This window comes from Pseudomonas sp. TE3786, assembly GCF_054057335.1.
This window is the reverse complement of the sequence record NZ_JBSRZF010000001.1, coordinates 387,759-410,881: the sequence shown is the minus strand read 5'-3', so window position 1 is coordinate 410,881 and position 23,123 is coordinate 387,759. Positions and strand designations below refer to the sequence as shown.

Annotated in this window: 23 protein-coding genes and 3 tRNA genes; 12 read left to right on the top strand and 14 right to left on the bottom strand. The window is 59.9% G+C overall.

What is annotated here, in order from left to right; translation table 11 throughout:
- Positions 1-74: 74 nt before the first annotated feature.
- The 4 genes from ACVW0Y_RS01930 to ACVW0Y_RS01915 all read right to left on the bottom strand — a co-directional run bounded on the left by ACVW0Y_RS01930 (position 75) and on the right by ACVW0Y_RS01915 (position 2,104).
- Positions 75-524 (bottom strand): YkvA family protein, encoded by a 450-nt coding sequence (locus tag ACVW0Y_RS01930; RefSeq protein ID WP_457435694.1) that lies wholly within the window; start codon positions 522-524, stop codon positions 75-77.
- Between the two features lie 355 nt (positions 525-879).
- On the bottom strand, positions 880-1,620 hold the full coding sequence (locus tag ACVW0Y_RS01925) for an FKBP-type peptidyl-prolyl cis-trans isomerase (protein ID WP_457435693.1): 741 nt from the start codon (positions 1,618-1,620) through the stop codon (positions 880-882).
- Between the two features lie 316 nt (positions 1,621-1,936).
- Positions 1,937-2,013: transfer RNA gene (locus ACVW0Y_RS01920), tRNA-Asp, on the bottom strand.
- 15 nt (positions 2,014-2,028) lie between these two features.
- Positions 2,029-2,104: transfer RNA gene (locus ACVW0Y_RS01915), tRNA-Val, on the bottom strand.
- 160 nt (positions 2,105-2,264) lie between these two features.
- Here ACVW0Y_RS01915 and rdgC point away from each other — a divergent pair.
- The 3 genes from rdgC (at position 2,265) to sugE (ending at position 4,608) form a co-directional block, all read left to right on the top strand.
- Positions 2,265-3,185 (top strand): recombination-associated protein RdgC, encoded by a 921-nt coding sequence (gene rdgC / locus ACVW0Y_RS01910; RefSeq protein ID WP_457435692.1) that lies wholly within the window; start codon positions 2,265-2,267, stop codon positions 3,183-3,185.
- Between the two features lie 16 nt (positions 3,186-3,201).
- Positions 3,202-4,176, top strand: coding sequence for a bile acid:sodium symporter family protein (locus tag ACVW0Y_RS01905; RefSeq protein WP_457435690.1), 975 nt, complete (start codon positions 3,202-3,204; stop codon positions 4,174-4,176).
- A gap of 117 nt (positions 4,177-4,293) precedes the next feature.
- Positions 4,294-4,608, top strand: coding sequence for a quaternary ammonium compound efflux SMR transporter SugE (gene sugE, locus ACVW0Y_RS01900; protein ID WP_457435689.1), 315 nt, complete (start codon positions 4,294-4,296; stop codon positions 4,606-4,608).
- Between the two features lie 126 nt (positions 4,609-4,734).
- On the opposite strand, the gene ACVW0Y_RS01895 is transcribed toward sugE, so the two are convergent.
- The 5 genes from ACVW0Y_RS01895 to ACVW0Y_RS01875 all read right to left on the bottom strand — a co-directional run bounded on the left by ACVW0Y_RS01895 (position 4,735) and on the right by ACVW0Y_RS01875 (position 9,306).
- On the bottom strand, positions 4,735-6,609 hold the full coding sequence (locus tag ACVW0Y_RS01895; protein ID WP_457435688.1) for an MFS transporter: 1,875 nt from the start codon (positions 6,607-6,609) through the stop codon (positions 4,735-4,737).
- 197 nt (positions 6,610-6,806) lie between these two features.
- On the bottom strand, positions 6,807-7,136 hold the full coding sequence (locus tag ACVW0Y_RS01890; RefSeq protein ID WP_457435687.1) for an AzlD domain-containing protein: 330 nt from the start codon (positions 7,134-7,136) through the stop codon (positions 6,807-6,809).
- Positions 7,136-7,849 carry an AzlC family ABC transporter permease gene (locus tag ACVW0Y_RS01885; protein WP_457435686.1) on the bottom strand — a complete coding sequence of 238 codons (714 nt, stop codon included), beginning with the start codon at positions 7,847-7,849 and terminating at the stop codon, positions 7,136-7,138. The genes ACVW0Y_RS01890 and ACVW0Y_RS01885 overlap by 1 nt, the downstream gene beginning before the upstream one ends.
- Positions 7,850-7,878: 29 nt before the next feature.
- Positions 7,879-8,733, bottom strand: coding sequence for an AraC family transcriptional regulator (locus ACVW0Y_RS01880; protein ID WP_457435684.1), 855 nt, complete (start codon positions 8,731-8,733; stop codon positions 7,879-7,881).
- Between the two features lie 3 nt (positions 8,734-8,736).
- Positions 8,737-9,306 carry a GNAT family N-acetyltransferase gene (locus tag ACVW0Y_RS01875; protein ID WP_457435682.1) on the bottom strand — a complete coding sequence of 190 codons (570 nt, stop codon included), beginning with the start codon at positions 9,304-9,306 and terminating at the stop codon, positions 8,737-8,739.
- Between the two features lie 167 nt (positions 9,307-9,473).
- Between ACVW0Y_RS01875 and ACVW0Y_RS01870 the strand changes: the two genes are divergently transcribed.
- Together ACVW0Y_RS01870 and ACVW0Y_RS01865 are read left to right on the top strand one after the other, a co-directional pair.
- Positions 9,474-12,959: a hybrid sensor histidine kinase/response regulator gene (locus ACVW0Y_RS01870; RefSeq protein WP_457435680.1), complete on the top strand. Its 3,486-nt coding sequence runs from the start codon at positions 9,474-9,476 to the stop codon at positions 12,957-12,959.
- A 189-nt stretch (positions 12,960-13,148) separates the two neighbouring features.
- On the top strand, positions 13,149-14,060 hold the full coding sequence (locus tag ACVW0Y_RS01865; RefSeq protein WP_457435678.1) for an alpha/beta fold hydrolase: 912 nt from the start codon (positions 13,149-13,151) through the stop codon (positions 14,058-14,060).
- 77 nt (positions 14,061-14,137) lie between these two features.
- Here ACVW0Y_RS01865 and rmuC read toward each other — a convergent pair whose 3' ends face one another.
- On the bottom strand, positions 14,138-15,520 hold the full coding sequence (gene rmuC / locus ACVW0Y_RS01860; protein WP_457435834.1) for a DNA recombination protein RmuC: 1,383 nt from the start codon (positions 15,518-15,520) through the stop codon (positions 14,138-14,140).
- 167 nt (positions 15,521-15,687) lie between these two features.
- Positions 15,688-16,098, bottom strand: a complete 411-nt coding sequence (locus ACVW0Y_RS01855; protein ID WP_457435676.1) for a tetratricopeptide repeat protein — start codon at positions 16,096-16,098, stop codon at positions 15,688-15,690.
- 668 nt (positions 16,099-16,766) lie between these two features.
- Here ACVW0Y_RS01855 and ACVW0Y_RS01850 point away from each other — a divergent pair.
- From ACVW0Y_RS01850 to ACVW0Y_RS01820, 7 genes are all read left to right on the top strand, one after another.
- Positions 16,767-17,759, top strand: a complete 993-nt coding sequence (locus ACVW0Y_RS01850) for a D-cysteine desulfhydrase (RefSeq protein WP_457435674.1) — start codon at positions 16,767-16,769, stop codon at positions 17,757-17,759.
- A gap of 118 nt (positions 17,760-17,877) precedes the next feature.
- A complete protein-coding gene (gene tcyJ, locus ACVW0Y_RS01845; protein WP_457435673.1) occupies positions 17,878-18,678 on the top strand; it encodes a cystine ABC transporter substrate-binding protein in 801 nt (266 codons plus the stop codon).
- Positions 18,678-19,343, top strand: coding sequence for a cystine ABC transporter permease (gene tcyL, locus ACVW0Y_RS01840; RefSeq protein WP_457435833.1), 666 nt, complete (start codon positions 18,678-18,680; stop codon positions 19,341-19,343). The genes tcyJ and tcyL overlap by 1 nt, the downstream gene beginning before the upstream one ends.
- 7 nt (positions 19,344-19,350) lie before the next feature.
- The gene (tcyN, locus tag ACVW0Y_RS01835) at positions 19,351-20,121 is read left to right on the top strand and encodes an L-cystine ABC transporter ATP-binding protein TcyN (RefSeq protein WP_457435832.1); all 771 of its coding nucleotides are present in this window, start codon (positions 19,351-19,353) and stop codon (positions 20,119-20,121) included.
- A gap of 201 nt (positions 20,122-20,322) precedes the next feature.
- Entirely contained in the window at positions 20,323-20,535 is a 213-nt protein-coding gene (locus ACVW0Y_RS01830) for a cold-shock protein (RefSeq protein WP_108095560.1), read from the top strand.
- A 561-nt stretch (positions 20,536-21,096) separates the two neighbouring features.
- On the top strand, positions 21,097-21,333 hold the full coding sequence (locus ACVW0Y_RS01825) for a hypothetical protein (RefSeq protein WP_457435672.1): 237 nt from the start codon (positions 21,097-21,099) through the stop codon (positions 21,331-21,333).
- Between the two features lie 53 nt (positions 21,334-21,386).
- Positions 21,387-21,674 (top strand): DUF3509 domain-containing protein, encoded by a 288-nt coding sequence (locus tag ACVW0Y_RS01820; RefSeq protein WP_457435671.1) that lies wholly within the window; start codon positions 21,387-21,389, stop codon positions 21,672-21,674.
- A gap of 74 nt (positions 21,675-21,748) precedes the next feature.
- Here ACVW0Y_RS01820 and ACVW0Y_RS01815 read toward each other — a convergent pair whose 3' ends face one another.
- The 3 genes from ACVW0Y_RS01815 to ACVW0Y_RS01805 form a co-directional block, all read right to left on the bottom strand.
- Positions 21,749-22,027: a hypothetical protein gene (locus ACVW0Y_RS01815; protein WP_457435670.1), complete on the bottom strand. Its 279-nt coding sequence runs from the start codon at positions 22,025-22,027 to the stop codon at positions 21,749-21,751.
- A 66-nt stretch (positions 22,028-22,093) separates the two neighbouring features.
- Entirely contained in the window at positions 22,094-22,381 is a 288-nt protein-coding gene (locus tag ACVW0Y_RS01810) for a hypothetical protein (RefSeq protein ID WP_457435668.1), read from the bottom strand.
- 524 nt (positions 22,382-22,905) lie between these two features.
- Positions 22,906-22,995 (bottom strand) — tRNA-Ser (locus ACVW0Y_RS01805).
- Positions 22,996-23,123: the final 128 nt, after the last annotated feature.

Below are 23,123 nucleotides of genomic sequence, written 5' to 3'. Positions count from 1 at the left end.
TTCCTTGTAAGGGCGCATCTTAACAGGCCAAACCGCGATGAGGGCGTGAAGCGTGGGGCAAGTTTTCCGCGTTTTTAACGCGCTGATTCCACGTCCGATGATGGCACCGATGATGGCAACTTCAGCAATTCCTCCTGCTGTTGCGGGGTACGTGCCGCCAGCCAGGCACGGAACTCATCCAGTTCGACGCTCCAGGTACGCAGCAGCCAACCAAGCACGGCGATGTCATCGACAAAACCGAAACCTAGCAAGGCGTCGGGAATCGCATCGATCGGCGACAGGAAATACAAAAGTGCCGCGACCACCGAGAGTAATGCCTGGGAGCTGATGCCACGGTACTCACCTCGCCACCAGGCCATGCACAAAGCCAGTAACACTCGTAACTCTGCCTTCAGGGCACCGAGGCGACCGCCCTGGGCGGCGCTTTTGCGCGTCACCGCCAAGAGCAAAGCCGGCAATCTGCCGCGTGCGATAAAGCGTTGTGCAATGGGTAGGTAACGCGCGAAATTCCATGGAGTTTTCATCGGCAAACCTCCTCAGCCCGCGTGCTTACTGGGCTGGCTGGGTTATCCACCGAACCTGTGGATAACCTTGTGAACAACCTGCCAACCCTATAGGCAAAAGCCCATGCCATGGGGCTTTGCTTCAGATCGGGCATTTTTTAATCAGCATAAAAAAACAAATAAAATCATATAGTTATTAAAAATATAGAGTTGGTACGCGAGTGTCACCTGATGGCAATGCGAGCTGTTCGCGGAATGTGCATAACCGTAACACCTGCGCTTAATTCAGACCTGCCAGTCACTCCCCGGTTCGAATTAAACCCTGCAGAAACGACAACGCCCCGTCGAGACGGGGCGTTGTGATGACACGGAGGTATTACTTGGCTGGAGCGGCTTCTGGCTCAGCTTCTGGTGCCGCAGCTGCGGATGGATCCTTGATCCCCAGCAGTTCCAGATCGAATACCAGTACCGAGTTGGCCGGGATCGCCGGGCTCGGGCTCTGGGCACCGTAGGCCAGTTCGCTCGGGATGTAGAGCTTGATCTTTTCGCCAACGTGCATCAGTTGCAGGGCTTCAACCCAGCCTGGAATCACGCCGCTAACCGGAAGGTCGATCGGGCTACCGCGCTCGACGGAGCTGTCGAACACCTTGCCATCAGTCAGCTTGCCTTCGTAGTGAACGGTCACCACGTCGGAGGCTTTCGGCTGAGGACCATCAGCTTTCTTCACAACTTCGTACTGCAGGCCCGAAGCGGTGGTCACCACGCCTTCGCGCTTTTTGTTGTCTTCGAGGAATTTCTTGCCTGCTGCAGCCGATTCTTCGGCGAGCTTGGCGCTGCGCTGTTCCGCGCGTTCCTGCAGAGCTTTGAAGGCTTCCATCAGCTCTTCGTCTTTGAGCTTCTGCTCTTTCTTACCGATAGCATCTTCGATGCCTTGAGCAACAGCCTTGGAATCGAGATCGTCCATGCCTTCTTGAGCCAGGCTTTTGCCCATATTCAAGCCGATGCCGTAAGAGGCTTTTTGCGCGGGGGTTTTCAGCTCAACGCTGGTCTGCGAATCGCAGCCCGCGAGCACCAGGCCCACCAAGGCCACCGCCGCCGCTAAACGATGTTGTCTCATACTTTTTCCTTGTTCGTGCGCTATAGAGGGCAATCGAGTGAAGCTGCGAGCTTAGCAGGCTGCCGGGATCACTGGCTACGGGGATACGAACCAGAAAAACGGCATAAGTTCAGGGATGCAAAAGGAATTTTTCCCGAACATTGCCTGGAAAAGTCCTGGCAAAAGAACATCGAAAAAAGCACACCGATAGGCGCAGAAAGTCTGCGTATCGAAACCTGTATAAGGAAGGGAACTAGTGCGGGTAGAAACGAAAAAAGCGACCCTAAGGTCGCTTTCTAAGCGCTGGCTCTACTTCAGTCTATAGAGCAGCTAAATATGGCGCAGCGGACGGGACTCGAACCCGCGACCCCCGGCGTGACAGGCCGGTATTCTAACCGACTGAACTACCGCTGCGCGTAACCTCAAGATTGGTGGGTGATGACGGGATCGAACCGCCGACCCTCTGCTTGTAAGGCAGATGCTCTCCCAGCTGAGCTAATCACCCTTCACTCTCGAAGTGGGGCGCATGATACGGAGCGATCCTCACCCTGGCAAGCCCTTTTTAAAATAATTTTTACTGAGGTTCCAAAGGCTTAGCGCAGGGTTGGCCAATAGCGCCGAGGGGGGAATAATGCGCCCTTTGCGAAAACTGGAGTTCTCCCCTCATGTGGTTCCGTAACCTGCTCGTCTATCGCCTCACCCAAGATCTGCCCTTCGATGCGCAAGCACTGGAAACCGCACTGGCCGCCAAACCCGCCCGCCCCTGCGCCAGCCAGGAACTGACCACCTACGGTTTTATCGCCCCGTTCGGCAAAGGCGAAGACGCTCCTTATGTGCACGTCAGCGGTGACTTCCTGCTGATTGCCGCGCGTAAAGAAGACCGCATTCTGCCGGGCAGCGTGGTTCGCGACGCCGTTAAAGAAAAGGTCGACGAGATCGAAGCCGAGCAGATGCGCAAGGTCTACAAAAAGGAACGCGACCAGATCAAGGATGAAATCATCCAGGCCTTCCTGCCGCGCGCCTTTATCCGTCGCTCCTCCACCTTCGCCGCCATCGCGCCGAAGCAGGGCCTGATTCTGGTCAACGCCGCCAGCCCGAAAAAAGCCGAAGACCTGCTTTCTACCCTGCGCGAAGCCATTGGCTCGCTGCCGGTACGTCCGTTGTCGGTAAAAGTGGCCCCGACCGCCACCATGACCGACTGGGTCAAAACCCAGACCGCCGCCCCTGGCTTCCATGTCCTGGACGAGTGCGAGCTGCGCGATACCCAGGAAGACGGCGGCATCGTCCGTTGCAAACGTCAGGACCTGACCAGCGAAGAAATCCAGCTGCACCTGTCGGCCGGCAAGTTCGTCACCCAACTGTCCCTAGCCTGGGAAGACAAACTCTCCTTCGTGCTCGACGACAAAACCGTTATCAAGCGCCTGCGCTTTGAAGACCTGCTTACCGACCAGGCCGAACAGGACGGCGGCGACGAAGCCCTGGGCCAACTGGACGCCAGCTTCACCCTGATGATGATGACCTTCACCGAATTCCTGCCGCAGCTGTTCGAAGCCCTCGGCGGCGAAGAGATTCCACAAGGCGTCTAACCACTAGGAAACCGATATGCGTGCACTGGCAGCCCTCAGCCGCTTTTTCGGCAATACCTTCGCTTACTGGGTGCTGCTGTTTGCAGTGCTGGCCTTCTTTGTACCGAGCTGGTTTATCGGCATGAAGGTCGCAATCGTGCCGCTGTTGGGCGTGGTGATGTTCGGGATGGGCCTGACGCTGAAGCTCGACGACTTTGCCGAGGTCGCCCGCCATCCGTGGCGCGTGGCTCTGGGTGTGGTCGCCCACTTCGTGATCATGCCAGGCGTGGCCTGGTTGCTGTGCCAGCTGTTTCATCTGCCGGCCGAGATCGCCGTCGGCGTGATTCTGGTCGGCTGCTGCCCAAGCGGCACCGCCTCGAACGTGATGACCTGGCTGGCCAAGGGCGATCTGGCGTTGTCGGTGGCCATCGCCGCCGTTACCACCCTGCTCGCCCCGCTGCTGACCCCGGCGCTGATCTGGCTGCTGGCTTCGGCCTGGTTGCCGGTGTCGTTCGCCGATCTGTTCTGGTCGATTCTGCAGGTGGTGCTGTTGCCTATCGTGCTTGGCGTGGTGGCGCAACGGCTGCTGGGTGAGCGCACGCGGCTGGCGGTGGATGTATTGCCGCTGGTGTCGGTGGTCAGCATCGTGCTGATCGTCAGCGCTGTAGTGGCGGCCAGTCAGGCGAAGATTGCCGAGTCCGGCCTGCTGATCATGGCGGTGGTAATTCTGCACAACAGCTTTGGTTTTTTGCTGGGCTACTTCACCGGCAAGGTCTTCAAGCTGCCGCTGGCGCAGCGCAAATCCCTGGCGCTGGAAGTGGGCATGCAGAATTCCGGATTGGGCGCGGCACTGGCCAGTGCGCATTTCTCACCACTGGCGGCGGTGCCCAGCGCGCTATTCAGCGTTTGGCACAATATCTCCGGGGCGTTGTTGGCCACATGGTTTCGCCGAATGGAAGACGACACAACGGCATCAACCAACGAGCAACCACCCGTTCAACCAGCACCCTGAAATAATTACCGAGCTTGCCCTTGGGCGAACTTTGTGCAAAATACTGCACAGCCTGAGGACGACCTCGGGCCTGCCTAGTAGACCGGGGACGACCCCACTCTCTGTGGAAGTAGTCTTATGTCCTGGATCATTCTGTTCGTCGCTGGCCTATTCGAAGTGGCTTGGGCCGTTGGCCTGAAATACACCGACGGCTTCAGCCGCCCTCTCCCTACCGCACTCACCGTTGGTGCCATGCTGGTCAGCCTGGGGCTGTTGGGTCTGGCCATGAAAGAGCTGCCGCTGGGCACTGCTTATGCGATCTGGACCGGTGTGGGTGCCGTGGGTACGGTCATCGCCGGCATCATGCTGTTCGGCGAAGCCATTACCCTGATTCGCTTGGGCAGTGTGGCGTTGATTATCTGTGGGTTGGTTGGGCTCAAGCTCAGTCACTGACCTTCAACTCAACTCCGTCATTCCCGCGCAGGCGGGAATCCAGAATGCTGCGTCGTGCACCTGGCTTGGTAAGACTCGAGATTCTGGGTCCCCGCCTGCGCGGGGACGACGGGGAACGGCGAAAACTTACTTAACCGCCCCACGCAACTCCCCAACCTGCGCCTGCAATATCGCCGGCGTAGCCGATTCCGGTGCCAGCGGCGCACCCGCTACCAACGTGATCCGCGACCACAGCCGACGGAACAGCCCCTTGCCCGGGTCTTTGCTAAAGAAGCTGCCCCACAGCCCTTGCAGGGCCAGGGGAATCACCGGCACCGGGTTCTCTTCGAGGATGCGCGTAACGCCCGCTTTGAACTCGTTGATCTCACCGTCGGTGGTCAGTTTGCCTTCCGGGAAGATCAATACCAGCTCACCATTTTTCAGGTACTCGCCAATCTTCTTGAACGCCTGGTCGTAGATCAGCAGGTCTTCACTGCGCCCGGCAATCGGCACGGTGCCAGCGGTGCGGAAGATGAAATTGAGCACCGGCAGGTTGTAGATCTTGTAGTACATGACGAAACGGATCGGCCGGCGCACCGCACCACCGATCAGCAGCGCATCGACGAACGACACATGGTTGCACACCAGCACCGCTGCGCCCTCATCGGGAATCCGCTCGAGGTCACGGTGTTCCACGCGGTACATGGAATGGCTGAGCAGCCAGATCATAAAGCGCATGGTGAATTCGGGAACGATCTTGAAGATGTAGCTGTTCACCGCGATGTTCATCAGCGACACCACCAGGAACAACTGCGGAATCGTCAGTTTGGCCACGGCCAGGAACAGGATCGAGGCAATTGCCGAGACCACCATAAACAACGCGTTGAGGATGTTGTTGGCCGCAATCACTCGCGCCCGCTCATTCTCGGCGGTACGCGACTGGATCAGCGCATACAGCGGCACGATATAGAAGCCACCGAAAATGCCGATGCCGAGAATGTCGCCCAGCACCCACCACGCCTGCCCATAACCCAATACCTGCAACCAGGTATGCGCCTCAGCGGTCTGCGGGAAATTGCCCGAATGCCACCAGAGCAGAATGCCGAACAGGGTCAGCCCAATAGAACCGAATGGCACCAGGCCGATTTCCACTTTGCGCCCGGACAGGCGCTCGCAAAGCATCGAGCCCAGCGCAATGCCTACGGAGAACACAGTAAGAATCAGGGTGACCACGGTCTCGTCGCCGTACAGCCATTCTTTGGCGTAGGCCGGAATCTGTGTCAGGTAGATCGCGCCGAGAAACCAGAACCACGAGTTCCCCACAATCGACCGCGACACTGCCGGACGTTGGCCGAGGCCCATGCGCAGAATGGCCCAGGACTGACGGAAGATATTCCAGTCCAGCACCAGGCTCGGTAGCGCTGCCGAGGCCGGCGGAATACCGCGACTGCTGAGGTAGCCGGCGACAGCGATGGCGACGATGGCGGTGGCCACCAGCGGACCGTAAGTCTGTTCGGACATCATCACGCCAGCGCCGATAGTGCCGGCCAGAATCGCCAGGAAGGTGCCCATTTCCACCAGGGCGTTGCCCCCCACCAGTTCGTCTTCCTGCAGGGCCGCCGGCAGAATCGAATACTTCACCGGACCAAACAGCGCCGAGTGCGTCCCCATGCCGAACAGGGCCAGGAACATCAGCGTCAGGTTGTTCAGCAGAAAACCTGCAGCACCCACCGACATGATCAGGATTTCCGCCAGCTTGATGGCGCGAATCAACTTGTGCTTGTCGAACTTCTCGCCGAACTGGCCACCGAGGGCCGAGAACAGAAAGAACGGCAGGATGAACAACAGCGCGCAGAGATTCACCAGCACCGTGCGGTCGCCGGAAATACTCAGCTTGAACAGGATGGCGAGAATCAGCGACTGCTTGAAGATGTTGTCGTTGAAGGCACCGAGCAATTGCGTGACGAAGAAAGGCAGAAAGCGTTTTTTACCCAGCAAAGCAAACTGCGAGTGTGTGGTCATGATCCCTGTGTACCTGTGTGAGGCCACGCTGGCCGTCCAGCATTGGACTGCATGTGCATGGCACAAAGCCACAGGGGGAAGTCGTTTTTGTGCAGAGAAATGCGAAAAATCGTAGGGCGAATACCCCGCCAGGGGTATCCGCCGTTTCTGTGCCCACCGTGACCTCGGCGGCGGACAACCGCGAGCGGTTATTCGCCCTACAGGGGTAATTGGCCGAATGCCCAACGCAGCAGAAAGAACAGCACAAAACCGCCGCCAATGGTGGCGAGCAAATGTCGGGTGACCGCGGCAATCAAAATCGCCCCGAGCCCCGCCAGCAGGTAGGCATTGTCCAGGCGCAACGCCAGGTGCTCGCCATCGGGCAGCAACATCCCAGGCAGCACAATCGCAGTGAGTACAGCTGTGGGCACGTAGTGCAGCCCCTGCAGCACCAGCGGCGGAAAACGCAGGCTGGGCCAGGCGAACAGGCTGTAGCGCACGGCGAAAGTGATAAGTGCCATGCCCAGAATCAGTAACCAGGTCTGCATCACTCGTCCTCCCCGGCCACTGCGCTTTCAGCCCGACGCTCCAACACCACGCCCACCACAATCCCGGCCATTGCCGCTGCCAACAGACCCAGCTTATATGGCAGCGCATGACAGAGCACCGCCACGGCACCGGCGACCAGCGCCGCCGCCACCTGAGGAAAGTTACGCAGCAGCGGCACGACGATGCCGATAAAGGTCGCCAGCATGGCGAAGTCCAACCCCCAACCGGCCAGGCTGGGCATGGCCTGACCAAACAGCACGCCGAGCAACGACGAACTGATCCAGCACAGGTACAAGGCCACCGCCACGCCCGCGTGGTACCACTGGCCATGGTTGCCGGCACCGTGGGCGAGGTAACGGCGTTGCACCACCGCAAAGGTTTCATCGGTCAGGCCAAAGGCCAGGGGCACGCGCCAGGTCTGCGGCAGGTGGGCGATAAAAGGCTGCAACGAGGCGCTATAGAGTACATGGCGCAAGTTGACGATCAGGGTGGTAAACAGAATGACTGCGGCACCGGTGCCGGCGGTCAGCAAACTGATGGCAATAAACTGCGCCGAACCGGCATACACCAGCATCGACATGCCCAGTGCCTGCCACAGGCTAAGGCCGGCCACGCTGGCCAGGGTGCCGTAGATAATGCCAAAGGGGGCGATGCCGACGATCATCGGCACGCTGTCGCGCAAACCATAAACAAACAACTGCGAGCGGGTCATTGGAGCTCCTCCTGACCGGCAAGCCTAGGTCAGGCGTCGTTCACCGTCTTGAACGATCTTGCGCACGCCTGCCGATATTCACCCGGCCCCACGCCGTAAGCCTGTTTGAACTGGCGCGTGAGGTGGCTCTGATCGGCAAAGCCTAACTGCATGGCCACGTTCACCGGCGCGCAGCCCGCCTTGAGCAAGGCACGCGCCTGTTCGATACGCCGCTGCTTGACCCAGGCATGGGGCGGCAAACCGGTGGCCCGGCGAAAAACCCGAGCAAAGTGGAAGGGCGACAGATTGACCGTGGCGGCCAATTGCTCCAGCGACGGCGGCTCGACCAGCGAGGCACCGAGCAGCTCCTTGGCCCGGGCCACCGCCTGCGGCTCGCGCCCGGCTTCGGCGGCCGTACGCACTTTGGCGTAACGCTGGAACAACAACAGAATCGCCTCACGCCAGGCAGTTTGCCGCTCCAGTGCCGAGGCATGACCGTCGCCCAGCAACCGATGCAGCCCGCTGAACAGGCCGGCCAGCTGGGGATCGTGGAGCACGCTGGCGGCAAACGAAGGCAAGCCCTCGGGGGCCAGCTCCAGCTCCTCGAACACCGCATTGACCTGGCCGATCTCGGGGTAATAGGCGCGGTACAACCAGCCCTCGTCATGGGCCTTGGAACCGGTGTGGAGTTCGTCGGGGTTGATCAGCACCATGCTGCCCACCGGTGCCAGGTGCTCGGCACCGCGGTGGTTGAAGCGCTGGGCACCGCGTTCGATCACGGTGAACACGTAGCCGTCATGCACATGGGGAGCGAAGCGCTGTTCGATGTAGTGGGCATGCAGCAGTTCGACGCCACCCAACTCTTCTGCCTGCCAAAACCGTGTCTGCTCACCCGCCGATGCCATCTGCTACCCGCTAAAACGCGCCTCTAACTGTTGCTTGACCGCCGGCCACTCGCGGTCGGTCAGGCTATATAGCACGCTGTTGTCCAGACGCCCATCGGCCAGACGTCGATGATTGCGCAGCACGCCTTCACGCACGGCACCAAGCTTGTCGATTGCCGCTTGGGAGCGCAGGTTGCTGGCCGCGGTGCGCAATTGCACGCGCACCATGCGCCAGCTTTCAAAGGCATGCCGCAGCATCAGGTACTTGATCATGCTGTTGAGGCCCGTGCCGTGCTGGCTGGCCTCCAGCCAGGTGCCGCCGATTTCGCAGGAGGGCAAGGCCGGCTGAAACTCGAAAAAGCGCGTGGTGCCCACCAAGCGATCCCCCAGACGGACCACCAGCGGCAACGCCTGATCCTCGCGCTGCTGGGCCAGGGCACTGCGGTACCAGTCCAGGCGCAGCGGGCCGCTCATGTAGATCAGCTGCTCGCGGTTGCCTTCGGCCAGTGTCACCAGCGCAGGAATATCCGCGTCGAGCATGGGTTCCAGGCGTAATGCACCCCGTTGCAAGGTGATGAGTTGGGGTTTGAACATGAGTGACTTCCTAGTTAGCGAGCGCAGGCGCGCGGCAATCGCAATCAGGCCTTGCGACCTTAGTCGCGCCTGACTGAATGACACTTTGATGCGACACTGACCAGCACCTCGACGTTCCGCTCGGGGCACCATCAGAACCAATAAAACCCAGCATTTTCGGAGTACGCATGTCGTTGTCCAGCGGGCTGATCGCCACGGTCGCCCTGTGCTACATGGCCATTATGTTCGCCATTGCCTTTTACGGTGATCGCCGTCGCACGCCCATGCCACCCAAGGTGCAAGCCTGGGTGTACAGCCTGTCGCTGGCGGTGTACTGCACGAGCTGGACCTTCTTTGGCGGCGTAGGTCAGGCCGCCGGGCAACTCTGGTCGTTCCTGCCGATCTACCTCGGCCCCATCCTGCTGATGCTGTTCGCCCCCTGGGTACTGCAGAAGATGGTGATGATCAGCAAGCAGGAAAACATCACCTCCATCGCCGACTTTATCGCCGCCCGCTACGGCAAATCGCAGCTGTTGGCGGTGGTGGTGGCGCTGATCTGTCTGGTCGGCGTGTTGCCCTATATCGCCCTGCAGCTCAAAGGCATCGTGCTGGGTGTGAACATGTTGATCGGCTCCGGCCACGTGCAAGACACCACCGGCACCCGTTCCCAGGACACCGCCCTGGTGGTCTCGCTGGTGCTGGCGTTGTTCTCCATTCTGTTCGGCACCCGCAACCTGGATGCCACCGAACACCACCGTGGCATGGTACTGGCGATTGCATTTGAATCCCTGGTGAAGCTTCTGGCGTTTCTGGCAGTCGGTGCCTATGTCACCTGGGGTGTTTTCAACGGTTTCACCGATCTGCTCGACCAGGCCGCTGCCACACCGCAGTTGGAAAGCTTCTGGGCCGAGACCATCAATTGGCCGTCGCTGATCGTGCAGACCGGCGTGGCAATGATGGCCATCGTCTGTCTGCCCCGGCAGTTCCACGTCACAGTGGTGGAAAACATCGAGCCGAAAAACACCCGCCTGGCGCGCTGGGTGTTTCCTGCCTACCTGGCCTTGGCGGCGCTGTTCGTGATTCCCATCGCCCTGGCCGGCAAGATGCTGCTGCCGGCCGGGGTGATTCCCGACTCCTTTGTCATCAGCCTGCCCCTGGCCCATGCCCATCCGGCACTGGCCATGCTGGCATTTATCGGCGGCGCATCGGCGGCCACCGGCATGGTGATCGTCGAAGCCGTGGCGCTGTCGACCATGGTGTCCAACGATATGCTGTTGCCCTGGCTATTACGCCGGCAAAGCGCCGAACGGCCCTTCGAAGTATTCCGCCATTGGATGCTCTCGGTACGCCGGGTGAGCATCGTGGTGATTCTGCTGCTGGCCTACGTCTGCTACCGCCTGCTCGGCTCCAACGCCAGCCTGGCCACCATCGGGCAGATTTCCTTTGCCGCCATCACCCAGCTGGCGCCGGCCATGTTCGGTGCCCTGCTGTGGAAACAGGCCAACCGCCGTGGCGTGTTCGCTGGTCTGGCTGCGGGCTGTCTGGTGTGGTTCTACACCCTGGTACTGCCAGTGGTGGCCCACAGTCTGGGCTGGTCGCTGGCGCGTTTTCCGGGGCTGGAGTTTCTCCTCTATCAATCCATCGGCATGCAGGTCGACCCGCTGACTCGCGGCGTGGTGCTGTCACTGGCGAGCAACTGCACCCTGTTTGTCTGGGTCTCGTATTTCTCTCGCACGCGTGTGGCCGAGCACTGGCAGGCCGGGCGCTTTATCAGCCAGGAATTTGCTACCAAACCGAGCAGCCGCAGCCAGCTTGCGGTGCAAGTGGATGACCTGCTGAGCCTGGCCGCCCGCTTTGTCGGCGAAGAGCGGGCGCAGCAAAGCTTTATCCGTTTCGCCTACCGGCAGGGCAAAAGCTTCAACCCCGACCAGCCCGCCAATGGCGACTGGATTGCCCATACCGAACGCCTGCTGGCCGGTGTGCTCGGTGCCTCGTCGACCCGTGCGGTGGTGAAAGCTGCCATCGAAGGCCGCGATATGCAGGTCGAGGATGTGGTGCGCATCGTCGACGAAGCCTCCGAGGTGCTGCAGTTCAACCGCACCCTGCTGCAAGGGGCGATCGAGAACATCACTCAGGGCATCAGCGTGGTCGACCCCTCCTTGCGTCTGGTGGCCTGGAACCACCGCTACCTGGAGCTGTTCGATTACCCCGAAGGCCTGATCAGCGTCGGTCGGCCGATTGCCGACATCATTCGCCACAACGCCGAGCGCGGCCTGTGTGGGCCGGGCGAGCCGGACGCCCACGTCGAACGGCGGTTGTACTGGATGCGCCAGGGCCGCGCGCACACCTCTGAGCGACTGTTCCCCAACGGCCGGGTGATCGAGCTGATCGGCAACCCGATGCCCGGTGGCGGCTTCGTAATGAGCTTCACCGATATCACCGCCTTCCGCGAAGCCGAGCAGGGCTTGAAAGAAGCCAACGAAGGCCTGGAACAACGGGTGGCCGCGCGTACCCATGAACTGTCGCAACTCAACCTGGCGCTGAGCGAAGCCAAGGGCGTAGCGGAAAGCGCCAATCAGTCGAAAACCCGCTTCCTCGCCGCCGTCAGCCACGACCTGATGCAACCACTGAACGCCGCACGCCTGTTCTCCGCCGCCCTCGCTCACCAACCGGATGCCTTACCGGAGGAGGCGCAGCAACTGATCCGCCATCTGGACAGCTCGCTGCGCTCGGCCGAAGACCTGATCAGCGACCTGCTGGATATTTCCCGCCTGGAAAACGGCCGCATCACCCCCGAGCGCCACGCCTTCGAACTCAACACCCTGTTCGATACCCTGGGCGCCGAGTTCAAGGCCCAGGCACAGGAACAGGGTGTGAGCTTCCACCTGCGCGGCAGCCAACTGCGGGTGGACAGCGATATCAAACTGCTGCGCCGGGTGCTGCAGAATTTCCTTACCAACGCCTTCCGCTACGCCAGCGGCCATGTGCTGCTGGGCGTGCGCCGCTGCAGCGAGGGCCTGCGCCTGGAAGTGTGGGACCGCGGCCCGGGAATTCCCGAAGACAAGCGCGCGGTGATCTTCGAAGAATTCAAACGCCTGGACAGCCACCAGACCCGCGCGGAAAAAGGCCTGGGCCTGGGGCTGGCGATTGCCGACGGCCTGTGCCGGGTGCTTGGGCACAAACTGGAAGTACGCTCGTGGCCGGGCAAGGGCAGCGTATTCAGCGTCACCGTGCCGCTGGCCAAGACTCCCTCGCCGACCGCCGTAAATGGCAACGGCAGCGATGCTAACGGCCATCATCTAAGTGGCGCGCAAGTGCTGTGCATCGATAACGAAGACAGCATTCTGGTGGGCATGCACAGCCTGCTGTCGCGCTGGGGTTGCCAGGTATGGACCGCGCGCAACCGCCTGGAATGCGAACACTTGTTGGCCGAAGACGTACGCCCGCAACTGGCACTGGTGGACTACCACCTGGACGAAGGCGAAACCGGCACCGAGCTGATGGCCTGGCTGCGCACGCGCCTGGGTGAACCGGTGCCCGGGGTGGTGATCAGCGCCGATGGCCGTCCGGAACTGATTGCCCAGGTGCATGCGGCAGGCCTTGAGTACCTGCCAAAACCGGTGAAACCGGCGGCGCTAAGGGCGCTGCTGAGTCGGCATCTGCCGCTGCGCTAACCACCGCCCCGTCCCTCGCAGGAGCGGCTACAGCCGCGATGCTCTTGACGCCGTTTGCAGGGATCGCGGCTGAAGCCGCTCCTACGGGACCCGGGTTCGCCCTAACCTTGGGATGGACTCGCTGGTGCCTGCTGGTCACGGTCACCGTCCTCCTCCAATACTGGCACCCTGCCCGATTGGAGCGCCGCCATGACCGTTGCCGTACAGATCGCCTGCCCTGCCCCGCTCACCCAACAGCTGATGGTAAACAGCGCCGGCGTGCAACTGGCTACCTACCGCTGGGGCAACCCGGCCGGCCCGGTTCTGCTGCTGGTACATGGCTACCCGGACAACCATGATATCTGGCTGCCGCTGATCAACCAGCTGGCGGCGGATTTTCAGATCATCGCCTACGACGTGCGCGGTGCCGGCGCATCGGATAAACCCAGACACCGGCGCGACTATCGCCTGCCCTTGCTGGCCGACGACCTGGAGGCCGTGATTCTGGCCCACAGCCCCGAGCGACCGGTGCATCTGATCGCCCATGACTGGGGCTCGATTCAAAGTTGGGAAGGCGTCACCGAACCTCGCCTGCAAAACCATCTGGCGTCCTACACCAGCATTTCCGGCCCGTGCCTGGACCATGTTGGCTACTGGATGGGCGAGCGCGGCAAGTCAGGTAAGGCCAGCGCCTTGCGGCAACTGCTCGGCCAGTTGCTCAGTTCCTGGTACATCGCCTTTTTTCACCTGCCATGGATTCCGGAACTGGCCTGGCGCCACGGCATGGCCAAGCTCTGGCCACGCTTTTTGCGCCAGGTGGAAGGTATCCGCCCGGCGCGAATCAGCAGTACGCAAAGTGAGGATGGCCAACAGGGGGTAAAGCTCTATCGCGCCAATTTTATTCGCAGCCTGTTTACGCCGCGTCAGCGCTTCACCCAGGTGCCGGTGCAATTGGTGGTGCTGACCCGCGACCGTTTTGTACGGCCGCACCTGTTCGACAACTTGCAGCACTGGGCGCCCAACCTGACGCGCCGGGAACTGGCGGCCGGGCATTGGAATTTACTGGCCGAGCCTGCGCCGTTGGCGGGGTGGGTCAGGGAGTTTGTGGCCAACGTTAAGTAGGGCGGATATCCGCATCGTGGATATCCGCCGTCCTACGATTGGGGAATCGGCGGATATCGCCTGTGGCGATATTCGCCCTACGGAGCCGGTGTGGGCTCTACCGTTTCGTCATCGTCGAAATGCGGTAAACCCGCCGCGCGTTCGAGTAACTCGCTGGGCAAACTCTTGCTCGCCCGTGCGCCCAATAGTTTGAGATTTTCCACCCGGCTGATGATATTGCCGCGCCCGTCGGCAAGCTTGTTGCGCGCCGCCGCGTAGGCTTTGTCGAGCTGGCCAAGTCGGCTGCCGACTTCATCCAGATCAACAATAAAAGCTACGAACTTGTCGTACAGCGCCCCGGCGCGCTCGGCGATTTCCCGGGCGTTCTGGCTTTGCCGCTCCTGGCGCCAGAGGCTGTCGATCACCCGCAAGGTGGCCAGCAAGGTGGTCGGACTGACGATCACGATGTTCTGCTCGAAGGCTTCCTGAAACAGCCCGGGATCGGCCTGCAGCGCCGCGGCGAAGGCCGCCTCGATGGGCACGAACAGCAGCACGAAATCCAGGCTGTGCAGGCCTTCCAGGCGCTGGTAATCCTTAAGCGACAGGCCCTTAAGGTGGCCGCGCAACGACAGCACATGCTGCTTGAGCGCTTGCTGGCGTATCGCGTCATTTTCGCCGGCCACGTATTGCTGGTAGGCGGTCAGGCTGACCTTGGCATCCACCACCACCTGGCGTTCTCCGGGGAGCTGAATCAAGACGTCCGGCTGAAAGCGCGCGCCATCCTGGCCCTTCAGGCTGACCTGGGTCTGATACTCGCGGCCCTTCTCCAGGCCAGCATGCTCAAGCACCCGTTCCAACACCAACTCGCCCCAGTTGCCTTGGGTTTTCTGCCCCTGCAGGGCGCGTGTAAGGTTGGTGGCTTCATCGCCGAGGCGCTGGTTGAGCAGTTGCAGACGCTCGAGCTCCTTGCTCAGGGAAAAGCGCTCGCGGGCTTCTTGTTGATAACTTTCTTCCACGCGCTTTTCGAACGACTGGATGCGCTCTTTCAGCGGGTCGAGCAATTGCCCCAGGCGCTGCTGACTGGTTTCGGCAAAGCGCTGCTCGCGCTCATCGAAGATCTTCCCGGCCAGCTCGGCGAACTGCGCCCGCAGCTCGTCACGCGAGCCTTGCAGGTCGTTGAGGCGTTGCTGGTGGTGGTCCTGTTGCTCGCGCAGTTCGGCGCTGAGGCTGGCACGTTCGGCGCTGAGCTGACGTAGCTCGGTCTCTTTCTGTTCCCGCTCGCTGCGCCACTCCTGGGCGGCATCACGGGCGCGCCCGCGCTCACTGTGCAGCAGATCGGTTTCCCGGCGCAGGGCGGCCAGTTCGGCTTGTTGCTCGGCTTTGGTTTCGCTCAGCTCGGCGATATCGCTGCGATAGCCATCGAGTTGCGCGGCCAGACCATCCTGCGCCAGTTGCGCGGTGCTCAGACGCTCATCAAGCAAAGCGTTCTGCGCCTGCGCCTGGGCCAGACGCCGTTGCTGCTGCCAAAGCAGCGCCAGCAGCGGCACGGCGGCAGCTGCCAGACCAATTAACAGGGTGGGCAGATCGATAGGCATGAAAGGCTCCGCGCAAGAATGCCAGGCAGTATAACCAGCCTTGGATGCCCGGTTTACAGCGGCGCGGACAAGGCCTGCAAACGTTGCCGGGCTTCATCGCAACCCTGGGCAGCAGCCAGCTCCAGCCAGTGTCTGGCTTCGCTCACATCATAGTGACGCGGCTGGCTATACAGCTTGCCAAGTTCAAGCTGGGCACGACGGTCGTGGGCGCGGCCGGCTTGGCGCAGCAGTTCGAAACCAATGCGCCGGTCGCGGGTATTGCCGCACTCATGGCAGAGCAACTCGCCCAAGCGGCTCTGTGCCACGACCACACCCTGGCGAGCGGGTTGTTTCAACAGGCGTCCAGCAAACTGCTTGGTGCGGACCCTCTGGCCAAAACGCGGGCTATCCAATAGCCACAACGCAATCCGCAGCGGAAAGCGCGGTGTTGTTTGTGTAACGGCGGTGATGGAATTTCGCGGCATAAAGAAGGGCGATGGCGTCAGAGGGCGGCCACTCTACTCCGTTTTTCTTGTGGGTAAAGTCTTGAAAAAGTTCAGCACCCGCGATCTAGAGCAAGCGCTTGGGACAATCCACAGAACCTGTGGATAACTCAGTGGGTAACTTGGGAGCAAGCCTCGCGAAGGCCGATGGTGCGGGGCTCAAAGTCGAATTGATGATTTTTTCACCAACTAAAAAAGTCTATATTTTTCATTGACTTAATCGGCAAACAAAAAAACTTGAAGCCTCGTATAGGATTTTCTGCCGGTGCCACAGGCCCGCGTCGCAATTGTGCACAAGTTTTGACGCCAGCTCGCCTGACGCCCTTTTTGGGGGCACCTGTAGGAACTGTTTGGGCCCGTAAGTCGGTAGTTTTCCTACAACCTTTGCTGGAACCCACGGAACTGCTGAGCTGACGCTTGGTCGCGCGTAAGCAAGCCGACACAATTTCATCACCAAAGTCTGTTAGCGCTCGCCCCGGCAACACCAGCAAAGCCGTTTCACCCGTCCTGTTATTGGCCTGAATCGATGCGCTAAAGCTGTGCAGGCAGGTCACTTGGCCAGCACGGGGCATGGCTGTACCTGCAGTTGTGCAGGTACGGATCGCTACCTATAGTCCTCTGCTTCCCGCCCTATTGGTTTGCCAGCCACCATGATCAGCCAGCACCTCGAACGCATCGCCCGCCTACCCCTGTTTACCGCCCCTACGCCACTGGAACCGCTGCCGCGGCTGTCCGCCAGCCTGGGCCGCGAGCTGTATATCAAGCGCGATGACACCACCCAGTTCGCCCTTGGCGGCAACAAGGTGCGCAAACTCGAATACCTGCTGGCCGATGCCCAACGCCTTGGTGCCGACACCCTGGTAACGGCCGGAGCGATTCAGTCCAACCATGTGCGCCAGACCGCCGCCGTTGCAGCGCGCCTTGGCCTGGGATGCCTGGCGCTGCTGGAAAACCCCATCGGCACCGAGGACAGCAACTACCTGAGCAATGGCAACCGTCTACTCCTCGACCTGTTTGGTGCCGAGGTGCAGGTGGTCGCCAATCTCGACAATGCCGATCAGCTATTGCGGGAGGCCGCCGAGCGTTTGCGCAGCCAGGGCAAGCAACCCTATGTGGTGCCGATTGGTGGCTCCAATGCATTGGGCGCTTTGGGCTATGTTCGTGCGGGGCTGGAATTGGCCGATCAGATCGAGGCTAGTGGTGTGGAGTTCGCCGCCGTGGTGTTGGCCTCGGGCAGTGCGGGTACCCACAGCGGCCTGGCGCTGGCTCTGGCGCAGCGGCTGCCGCAGTTACCGGTGATTGGTGTCACCGTGTCGCGCCCGGTCGCCAGCCAACTACCCAAGGTGCAAGGTCTGGCCGAACGCACCGCCGAACTGCTCGGCATACCGCTGCCCGACGCTTTCAACGTGGAGCTATGGGACGAATATTTTGCTCCGCGCTATGGCGAAGCGAATGCCGGCACGCTGGCCGCCATCAAACTATTGGCCAGCCAGGAAGGCGTGTTGCTCGATCCGGTGTACACCGGCAAAGCCTTCGCCGGCCTGCTCGACGGCATTGCTCGGCAGCGCTTCGCCGGCAACGGGCCAATCGTGTTTTTGCACACCGGTGGCTCGCCAGCACTGTTCGCCTATCACCCGGCGTGAGGGCAAAACTCATATTCACTAAAGTTACCGATATCTAATTTTTTATTATTTTATCGAATAATATTTTTCGCTCTATAGTTATCCCCACTTATATGCCACCTAAGGTTAGGGATTCGCTATGACCATCTCCACACTGCGCCGCACCTTCATTCTTGGCAGCCTGAGCCTGGTGCTCGGTGCCAGCTTTATCGGCACCAGCCAGGCCGCTGACGACCTGCTGCAGACCATTCAGAAGAAAGGCTCGATCCAGATCGGTCTGGAAGGCACTTATCCACCGTTCAACTTCCAGGACGAGAGCGGCAAGCTGACCGGCTTTGAAGTGGAGTTCGCCGAGGCGGTGGCCAAGGAGCTGGGGGTGAAGGCCGAGTTCCAGCCGACCAAATGGGATGGCATTCTCGCGGCACTGGAATCCAAGCGGCTGGATATCGTCGTCAACCAGGTCACCATCTCCGAAGAGCGTAAGAAGAAGTACGACTTTTCCAGCCCCTATACCGTTTCCGGCATCCAGGTGCTGACCCGCAAGGGCCAGGAAGACAAGTTCAGCAAACCCAGCGATCTGGACGGTAAAAAAGTGGGCGTGGTGCTGGGTACCAACTACGAACAATGGCTGAAAGAGAACGTGCCGGGTGCCGATATCCGCACCTATGACGATGACGCCAGCCGCAATCAGGACGTCCGTGTCGGCCGTCTGGACGCCATTCTTGGCGACCGTCTGGCCGCGTTCGAACTGATCGAAAAAACCGGCGATACCCTGGCTGTCGCCGGCAAGCCATTTGCCCCGCAGGAAGCCGGCATTGCCTTGCGCAAAGGCAACCCGCAACTGCTCGCGGCCATCGACAAAGCCATCGCCAAACTGCGCGCCGATGGCACTCTGGAAAAACTCTCGGTTAAGTGGTTCAAGGCTGACGTGACCAAATGATCGATGAGAGTCTGCAGCTTGCGCTGAACTCTGCGCCCTTCCTTTTGAAGGGCGCCATCTACACCATCGTATTGAGCCTGGGCGGCATGTTTTTCGGCATGCTGCTGGGCTTTGCTCTGGCACTGATGCGCCTCTCGCATCTGAAAATTCTCAGCTGGACCTCGCGCATCTATGTGTCGTTCTTTCGCGGCACACCGCTGCTGGTGCAGCTCTTCATGATCTATTACGGCCTGCCGCAGCTAGGTATCCAACTGGACCCGCTGCCGGCGGCGCTGGTGGGTTTCTCGCTGAATATGGCGGCCTACGTCTGCGAAATTCTGCGCGCCGCGATCGGTTCCATCGACCGGGGCCAATGGGAAGCGGCCGCCAGCATCGGCATGACCCGTGCGCAAACCCTGCGTCGCGCCATCCTGCCGCAAGCCGCGCGCACTGCCCTGCCGCCGCTGGGCAACAGTTTTATCTCGCTGGTCAAAGACACGGCCCTGGCCGCCACCATTCAGGTGCCCGAGCTATTCCGCCAGGCGCAGTTGATCACCGCGCGCACCTTCGAGATTTTCACCATGTACCTGGCCGCCGCGCTGATTTACTGGGTGCTTGCCAGCGCGTTGGCGCTGCTGCAGAACCACCTGGAAGCACGCGTGAACCGCCACAACCAAGAGCCATGAAATGCCCATGATCGAAGTTCGCGCCCTGACCAAAGTGTTCAATGGGCAGACGGTGCTCAAGGGCATCGATCTGGATGTGGCAGCCGGTGAAGTGGTGGCGATTATCGGCCCCAGCGGCTCGGGCAAAACCACCCTGCTGCGCATGCTCAATCTGCTGGAAGAACCCAGCAGCGGCACCATTCGCGTGGGCGATATGTTCGTTGACGCCAACAAGCCTATGGCCAAGCAGAAAGAGCTGATTCGCAGCCTGCGCCAACGGGTGGGCTTCGTGTTTCAGAACTTCAATCTGTTCCCCCATCGCACAGCCCTCGAGAACATTATCGAAGGGCCCATCGTGGTGAAAAAGGAGGCCCGCGCCAGCGCCATCGAACGGGCTCGGGCCCTACTGGCCAAGGTGGGACTGGCGGGCAAGGAAGATGCCTATCCACGGCGTCTGTCCGGCGGCCAGCAGCAACGCGTGGCCATCGCCAGAGCCCTGGCCATGCAACCGGATGTGATTCTGTTCGATGAGCCCACCTCAGCACTGGACCCGGAACTGGTCGGCGAAGTGCTGGCGACCATTCGCAGTCTGGCCGAAGAAAATCGCACCATGCTGATCGTTACCCATGAGATGAGCTTTGCCCGTGATGTGGCCAATCGAGTGATCTTTATCGACCAGGGCGTGATCGTCGAACAGGGCGAAGCCAAGGCGCTGTTTGCCAATCCGCGCGAGGCGCGCACGCAACAGTTTCTTAGCAAATTTACCGAACAAAATGACGTTGCAAGGCACATAAATTAAAGAGTAAAAGTAGGGCGATTCAGGGCGTTGCGAAGGACTCGCACTCGGCGAATAAACCTTGTATGGTGTTGCCACTGTGCTGCTTGTGTCACCGTGAATCGCAATGGAAGCTAGTTCTTGCCACACGACTCCTTTTACTCTTTGCACTCAGTCCCGACCTGGTCTTATGACCTCAGTTAACTTTGTTCAAGGAGCTACACCATGTCCAATCGCCAAGCTGGTACCGTTAAGTGGTTCAACGATGAAAAAGGCTACGGCTTCATCACTCCACAATCGGGCGGCGACGATCTTTTCGTACACTTCAAAGCTATCCAGAGCGATGGCTTCAAAAGCCTGAAAGAAGGCCAGTCGGTTACTTTCGTAGCTGCCAAAGGCCAGAAAGGCATGCAAGCTGAAGAAGTTCAGGTTGCCTAATTCAGCCTTGCGCTGAATGTAAAAAGCCTCACTTCGGTGGGGCTTTTTTATGCCTGGAATTTTTCACCAGCATCGACCGCAGGTTGGTGAAATGCAACCGCTGGTCAGACCGACTGGTCACGCTGGGGTTTTTCCCGTAGGGTGCCGCCGGTTAGTACCACGTCTGAAAATCAATTACGCCCTCCTCTCCAGCTTCCAGCTCAACCGAGCCCTGCTGATGTGAAGTGCCTGATGCCAAGTGACAGCTCCTGCAGCGCACCTGGCTGGCCTCCAGATAAAGCTCCACCGCCCTCTGTAAAGACCGCCGTGTTGCCTCCAACTCTGCAACGGCCAATCCGTTGATTGATCAGGTTTACCACTGGAACCGCACCTAAAAAGTGTTCCGTGGAACCTGCCCTCCGAAGTACCTACCTGCATTTTAAAGCCACGCCAGTTGGCGGAACTTTATCCTGCGGTCCTGCTCCGATTAGAGTCATTTGCGCTCGCCCATTTGGCGGCCAATATCGGAGTTTTTTTGTTAGCGGCAAGAACGCCGCATGTGTGTAGGAACATCTAATAATGATGAATACCCAACCCCAAGTTCAGGATGCCATCAGCACCCTGCGTAATGCCTTCGCCCCTCTGGCCTGCCATATCCAGGCCGTGCGTAACGGCTGCTTTAGCTTCACCATCGTCAATGATCGCGGCGTCGCCCGTCATTGCGAACGTCTCTACCCCGAGCAGTACGCAAATGGCTCGCTGCAGCATGTAATCGACCGTACGCGCCAGACCCTGGCCAGCAAAGGCCTGGCAGCCTGAACCTACGGCTAACGTGACGGTCAGAGCTATCTCACTCGCGACGGAGCGCTGATATGCGTCATGTTAATTTCGACCTGCTCGAGAAAGCCTTCCACCCGCTGCGCCCGTCCCTGGGCCAGCGTCGCCCCGATGGCAGCGTGGTGCTCACCCTCGCTGACAGCAACGACGAAATGGCCTATAGCCGCGTGATCAGCTCGGACGAAGTGGTCAGCGCCGAAGTGTTCGGCCAAGTGGTAGAAGGCGTACGTCGCGAACTCTGCGTACGTGCTGGTTCACTCTCCTCGGAGATCAGAAAACAGCTGGTGGAAAACGCCGGTGTGATGAGTTACATCCCCGTCTGAGCGCTCACCTGAACGCATAAAAAAACCGGAGTCTGTTGCCACAGACTCCGGTTTTTTATGGACGATCAACCTGCTTACTTACAGGTCACCACCAAGCTGCGGTCGGCATAGTCGCCTGGCTCCAAGCCTAGCACCCGATCGTCGGGAGCAGCGTCTGCGCGCCCCTTCTTGCCGACTATGTCATACCCGCTCGGGCAGCTCTGCATGGCTTTTTCGTAGCAGTGCTGCCACTTCAACGCCTGCCCGGAACAGTCGATGCTCAAGGCCTCGCTGCCATCTTTGGTGATGGTTTCATTCACCGTCGCACAGCCGGCAAGCGCTACAAAGAACGCCGCCGCAATCCACCTTGCCATATTCATACCTTCGAGCACTCAGTCAGCCGAGGCCAAACCGCTGGCCCATTGTGGTGGCAGAAAAATCTATCGGCAAAGCACGATCATGTTGCGACTGGAGAAGCCATCGGGGTTCAAACCGAAGGGGTAGTTTTCATCGTAATCCCCCTCCCCCACACCAGACTTCGCCAGCACTTTGTACCCGGCGCTGCCGCAGTTTTTCGCAGCCTCGCTCAGGCAGTTTTCCCACGACGAACTCAACCCCGAACAACTAATGTGCAAACCCGATTTCTTACCGTATTTCTTGTGCACCGTCGGAGCCGATGAACAGCCGGCAATTGCCAGCACAGTAAGCAGTATCAAAAGACGCTTCATACAGTGTCCTTATGCGGCGCCTGTTTTTATTGGATGGAAAAACGCTCTAGCGTTACGCAGCACCCGTTTTGCTGAGGGGCAAAATCTCTGGCTGCACAACCTCTCTACCTACCATCCGTGGCCCCGCTCTCACCTCCCGCAAGCGCTCAATCTCGAGCGTGCTCAGTGGGCGATGAGATTAATTGCTCCGCAGTATCAGCGAAAGACTATATGGGTTACAACGACTTGCAGACTGTATGAAAAACGATACCGATATTTCGCTTTCATGCCGCTGCCAGGGCCAGCAACATACCCTGAATTCATTACGCTGCGATGGCGCTGCGGTCGCCGATCTTGCCATTAGCTGCGCAGCAGAAGCACTAGGCGCTGCCTTTGCACAAGTGATAGTCGGGGCGTGTCTAACGCAGGATAGCGGCGCATATGGACGCGCCAGGAAGGGGCTGTGTGCTGTGCTCGACAGCTACAGACCCAGAAACGCAAAAGCCCCCGAAATCTGACGACTTCGGGGGCTTCGCTTTAAATGATGGCGGGGAAATAGGGATTCGAACCCTAGGTGCTATCGCTAACACAACGGATTTCGAATCCGTCCCGTTCGGCCACTCCGGCATCTCCCCAGCGGCGCGCATGATAACAGCTCAATCACCGTTGGTGAAACCCAAAAATACAAATTTTTCGCATGCATTCAGATGCTTGCGCCAACCCGTCAGCGTCGCTCGCCATAACGTAAAAGAGAGGCCGAAGC

Bases quoted from the DNA above. Each gene is read 5' to 3' on its own strand.
- ACVW0Y_RS01930 (WP_457435694.1), bottom strand. From the start codon at position 524: ATGAAAACTCCATGGAATTTCGCGCGTTACCTACCCATTGCACAACGC.
- ACVW0Y_RS01925 (WP_457435693.1), bottom strand. From the start codon at position 1,620: ATGAGACAACATCGTTTAGCGGCGGCGGTGGCCTTGGTGGGCCTGGTG.
- rdgC (WP_457435692.1), top strand. From the start codon at position 2,265: ATGTGGTTCCGTAACCTGCTCGTCTATCGCCTCACCCAAGATCTGCCC.
- ACVW0Y_RS01905 (WP_457435690.1), top strand. From the start codon at position 3,202: ATGCGTGCACTGGCAGCCCTCAGCCGCTTTTTCGGCAATACCTTCGCT.
- sugE (WP_457435689.1), top strand. From the start codon at position 4,294: ATGTCCTGGATCATTCTGTTCGTCGCTGGCCTATTCGAAGTGGCTTGG.
- ACVW0Y_RS01895 (WP_457435688.1), bottom strand. From the start codon at position 6,609: ATGACCACACACTCGCAGTTTGCTTTGCTGGGTAAAAAACGCTTTCTG.
- ACVW0Y_RS01890 (WP_457435687.1), bottom strand. From the start codon at position 7,136: ATGCAGACCTGGTTACTGATTCTGGGCATGGCACTTATCACTTTCGCC.
- ACVW0Y_RS01885 (WP_457435686.1), bottom strand. From the start codon at position 7,849: ATGACCCGCTCGCAGTTGTTTGTTTATGGTTTGCGCGACAGCGTGCCG.
- ACVW0Y_RS01880 (WP_457435684.1), bottom strand. From the start codon at position 8,733: ATGGCATCGGCGGGTGAGCAGACACGGTTTTGGCAGGCAGAAGAGTTG.
- ACVW0Y_RS01875 (WP_457435682.1), bottom strand. From the start codon at position 9,306: ATGTTCAAACCCCAACTCATCACCTTGCAACGGGGTGCATTACGCCTG.
- ACVW0Y_RS01870 (WP_457435680.1), top strand. From the start codon at position 9,474: ATGTCGTTGTCCAGCGGGCTGATCGCCACGGTCGCCCTGTGCTACATG.
- ACVW0Y_RS01865 (WP_457435678.1), top strand. From the start codon at position 13,149: ATGACCGTTGCCGTACAGATCGCCTGCCCTGCCCCGCTCACCCAACAG.
- ACVW0Y_RS01855 (WP_457435676.1), bottom strand. From the start codon at position 16,098: ATGCCGCGAAATTCCATCACCGCCGTTACACAAACAACACCGCGCTTT.
- ACVW0Y_RS01850 (WP_457435674.1), top strand. From the start codon at position 16,767: ATGATCAGCCAGCACCTCGAACGCATCGCCCGCCTACCCCTGTTTACC.
- tcyJ (WP_457435673.1), top strand. From the start codon at position 17,878: ATGACCATCTCCACACTGCGCCGCACCTTCATTCTTGGCAGCCTGAGC.
- tcyN (WP_457435832.1), top strand. From the start codon at position 19,351: ATGATCGAAGTTCGCGCCCTGACCAAAGTGTTCAATGGGCAGACGGTG.
- ACVW0Y_RS01830 (WP_108095560.1), top strand. From the start codon at position 20,323: ATGTCCAATCGCCAAGCTGGTACCGTTAAGTGGTTCAACGATGAAAAA.
- ACVW0Y_RS01825 (WP_457435672.1), top strand. From the start codon at position 21,097: ATGAATACCCAACCCCAAGTTCAGGATGCCATCAGCACCCTGCGTAAT.
- ACVW0Y_RS01820 (WP_457435671.1), top strand. From the start codon at position 21,387: ATGCGTCATGTTAATTTCGACCTGCTCGAGAAAGCCTTCCACCCGCTG.
- ACVW0Y_RS01815 (WP_457435670.1), bottom strand. From the start codon at position 22,027: ATGGCAAGGTGGATTGCGGCGGCGTTCTTTGTAGCGCTTGCCGGCTGT.
- ACVW0Y_RS01810 (WP_457435668.1), bottom strand. From the start codon at position 22,381: ATGAAGCGTCTTTTGATACTGCTTACTGTGCTGGCAATTGCCGGCTGT.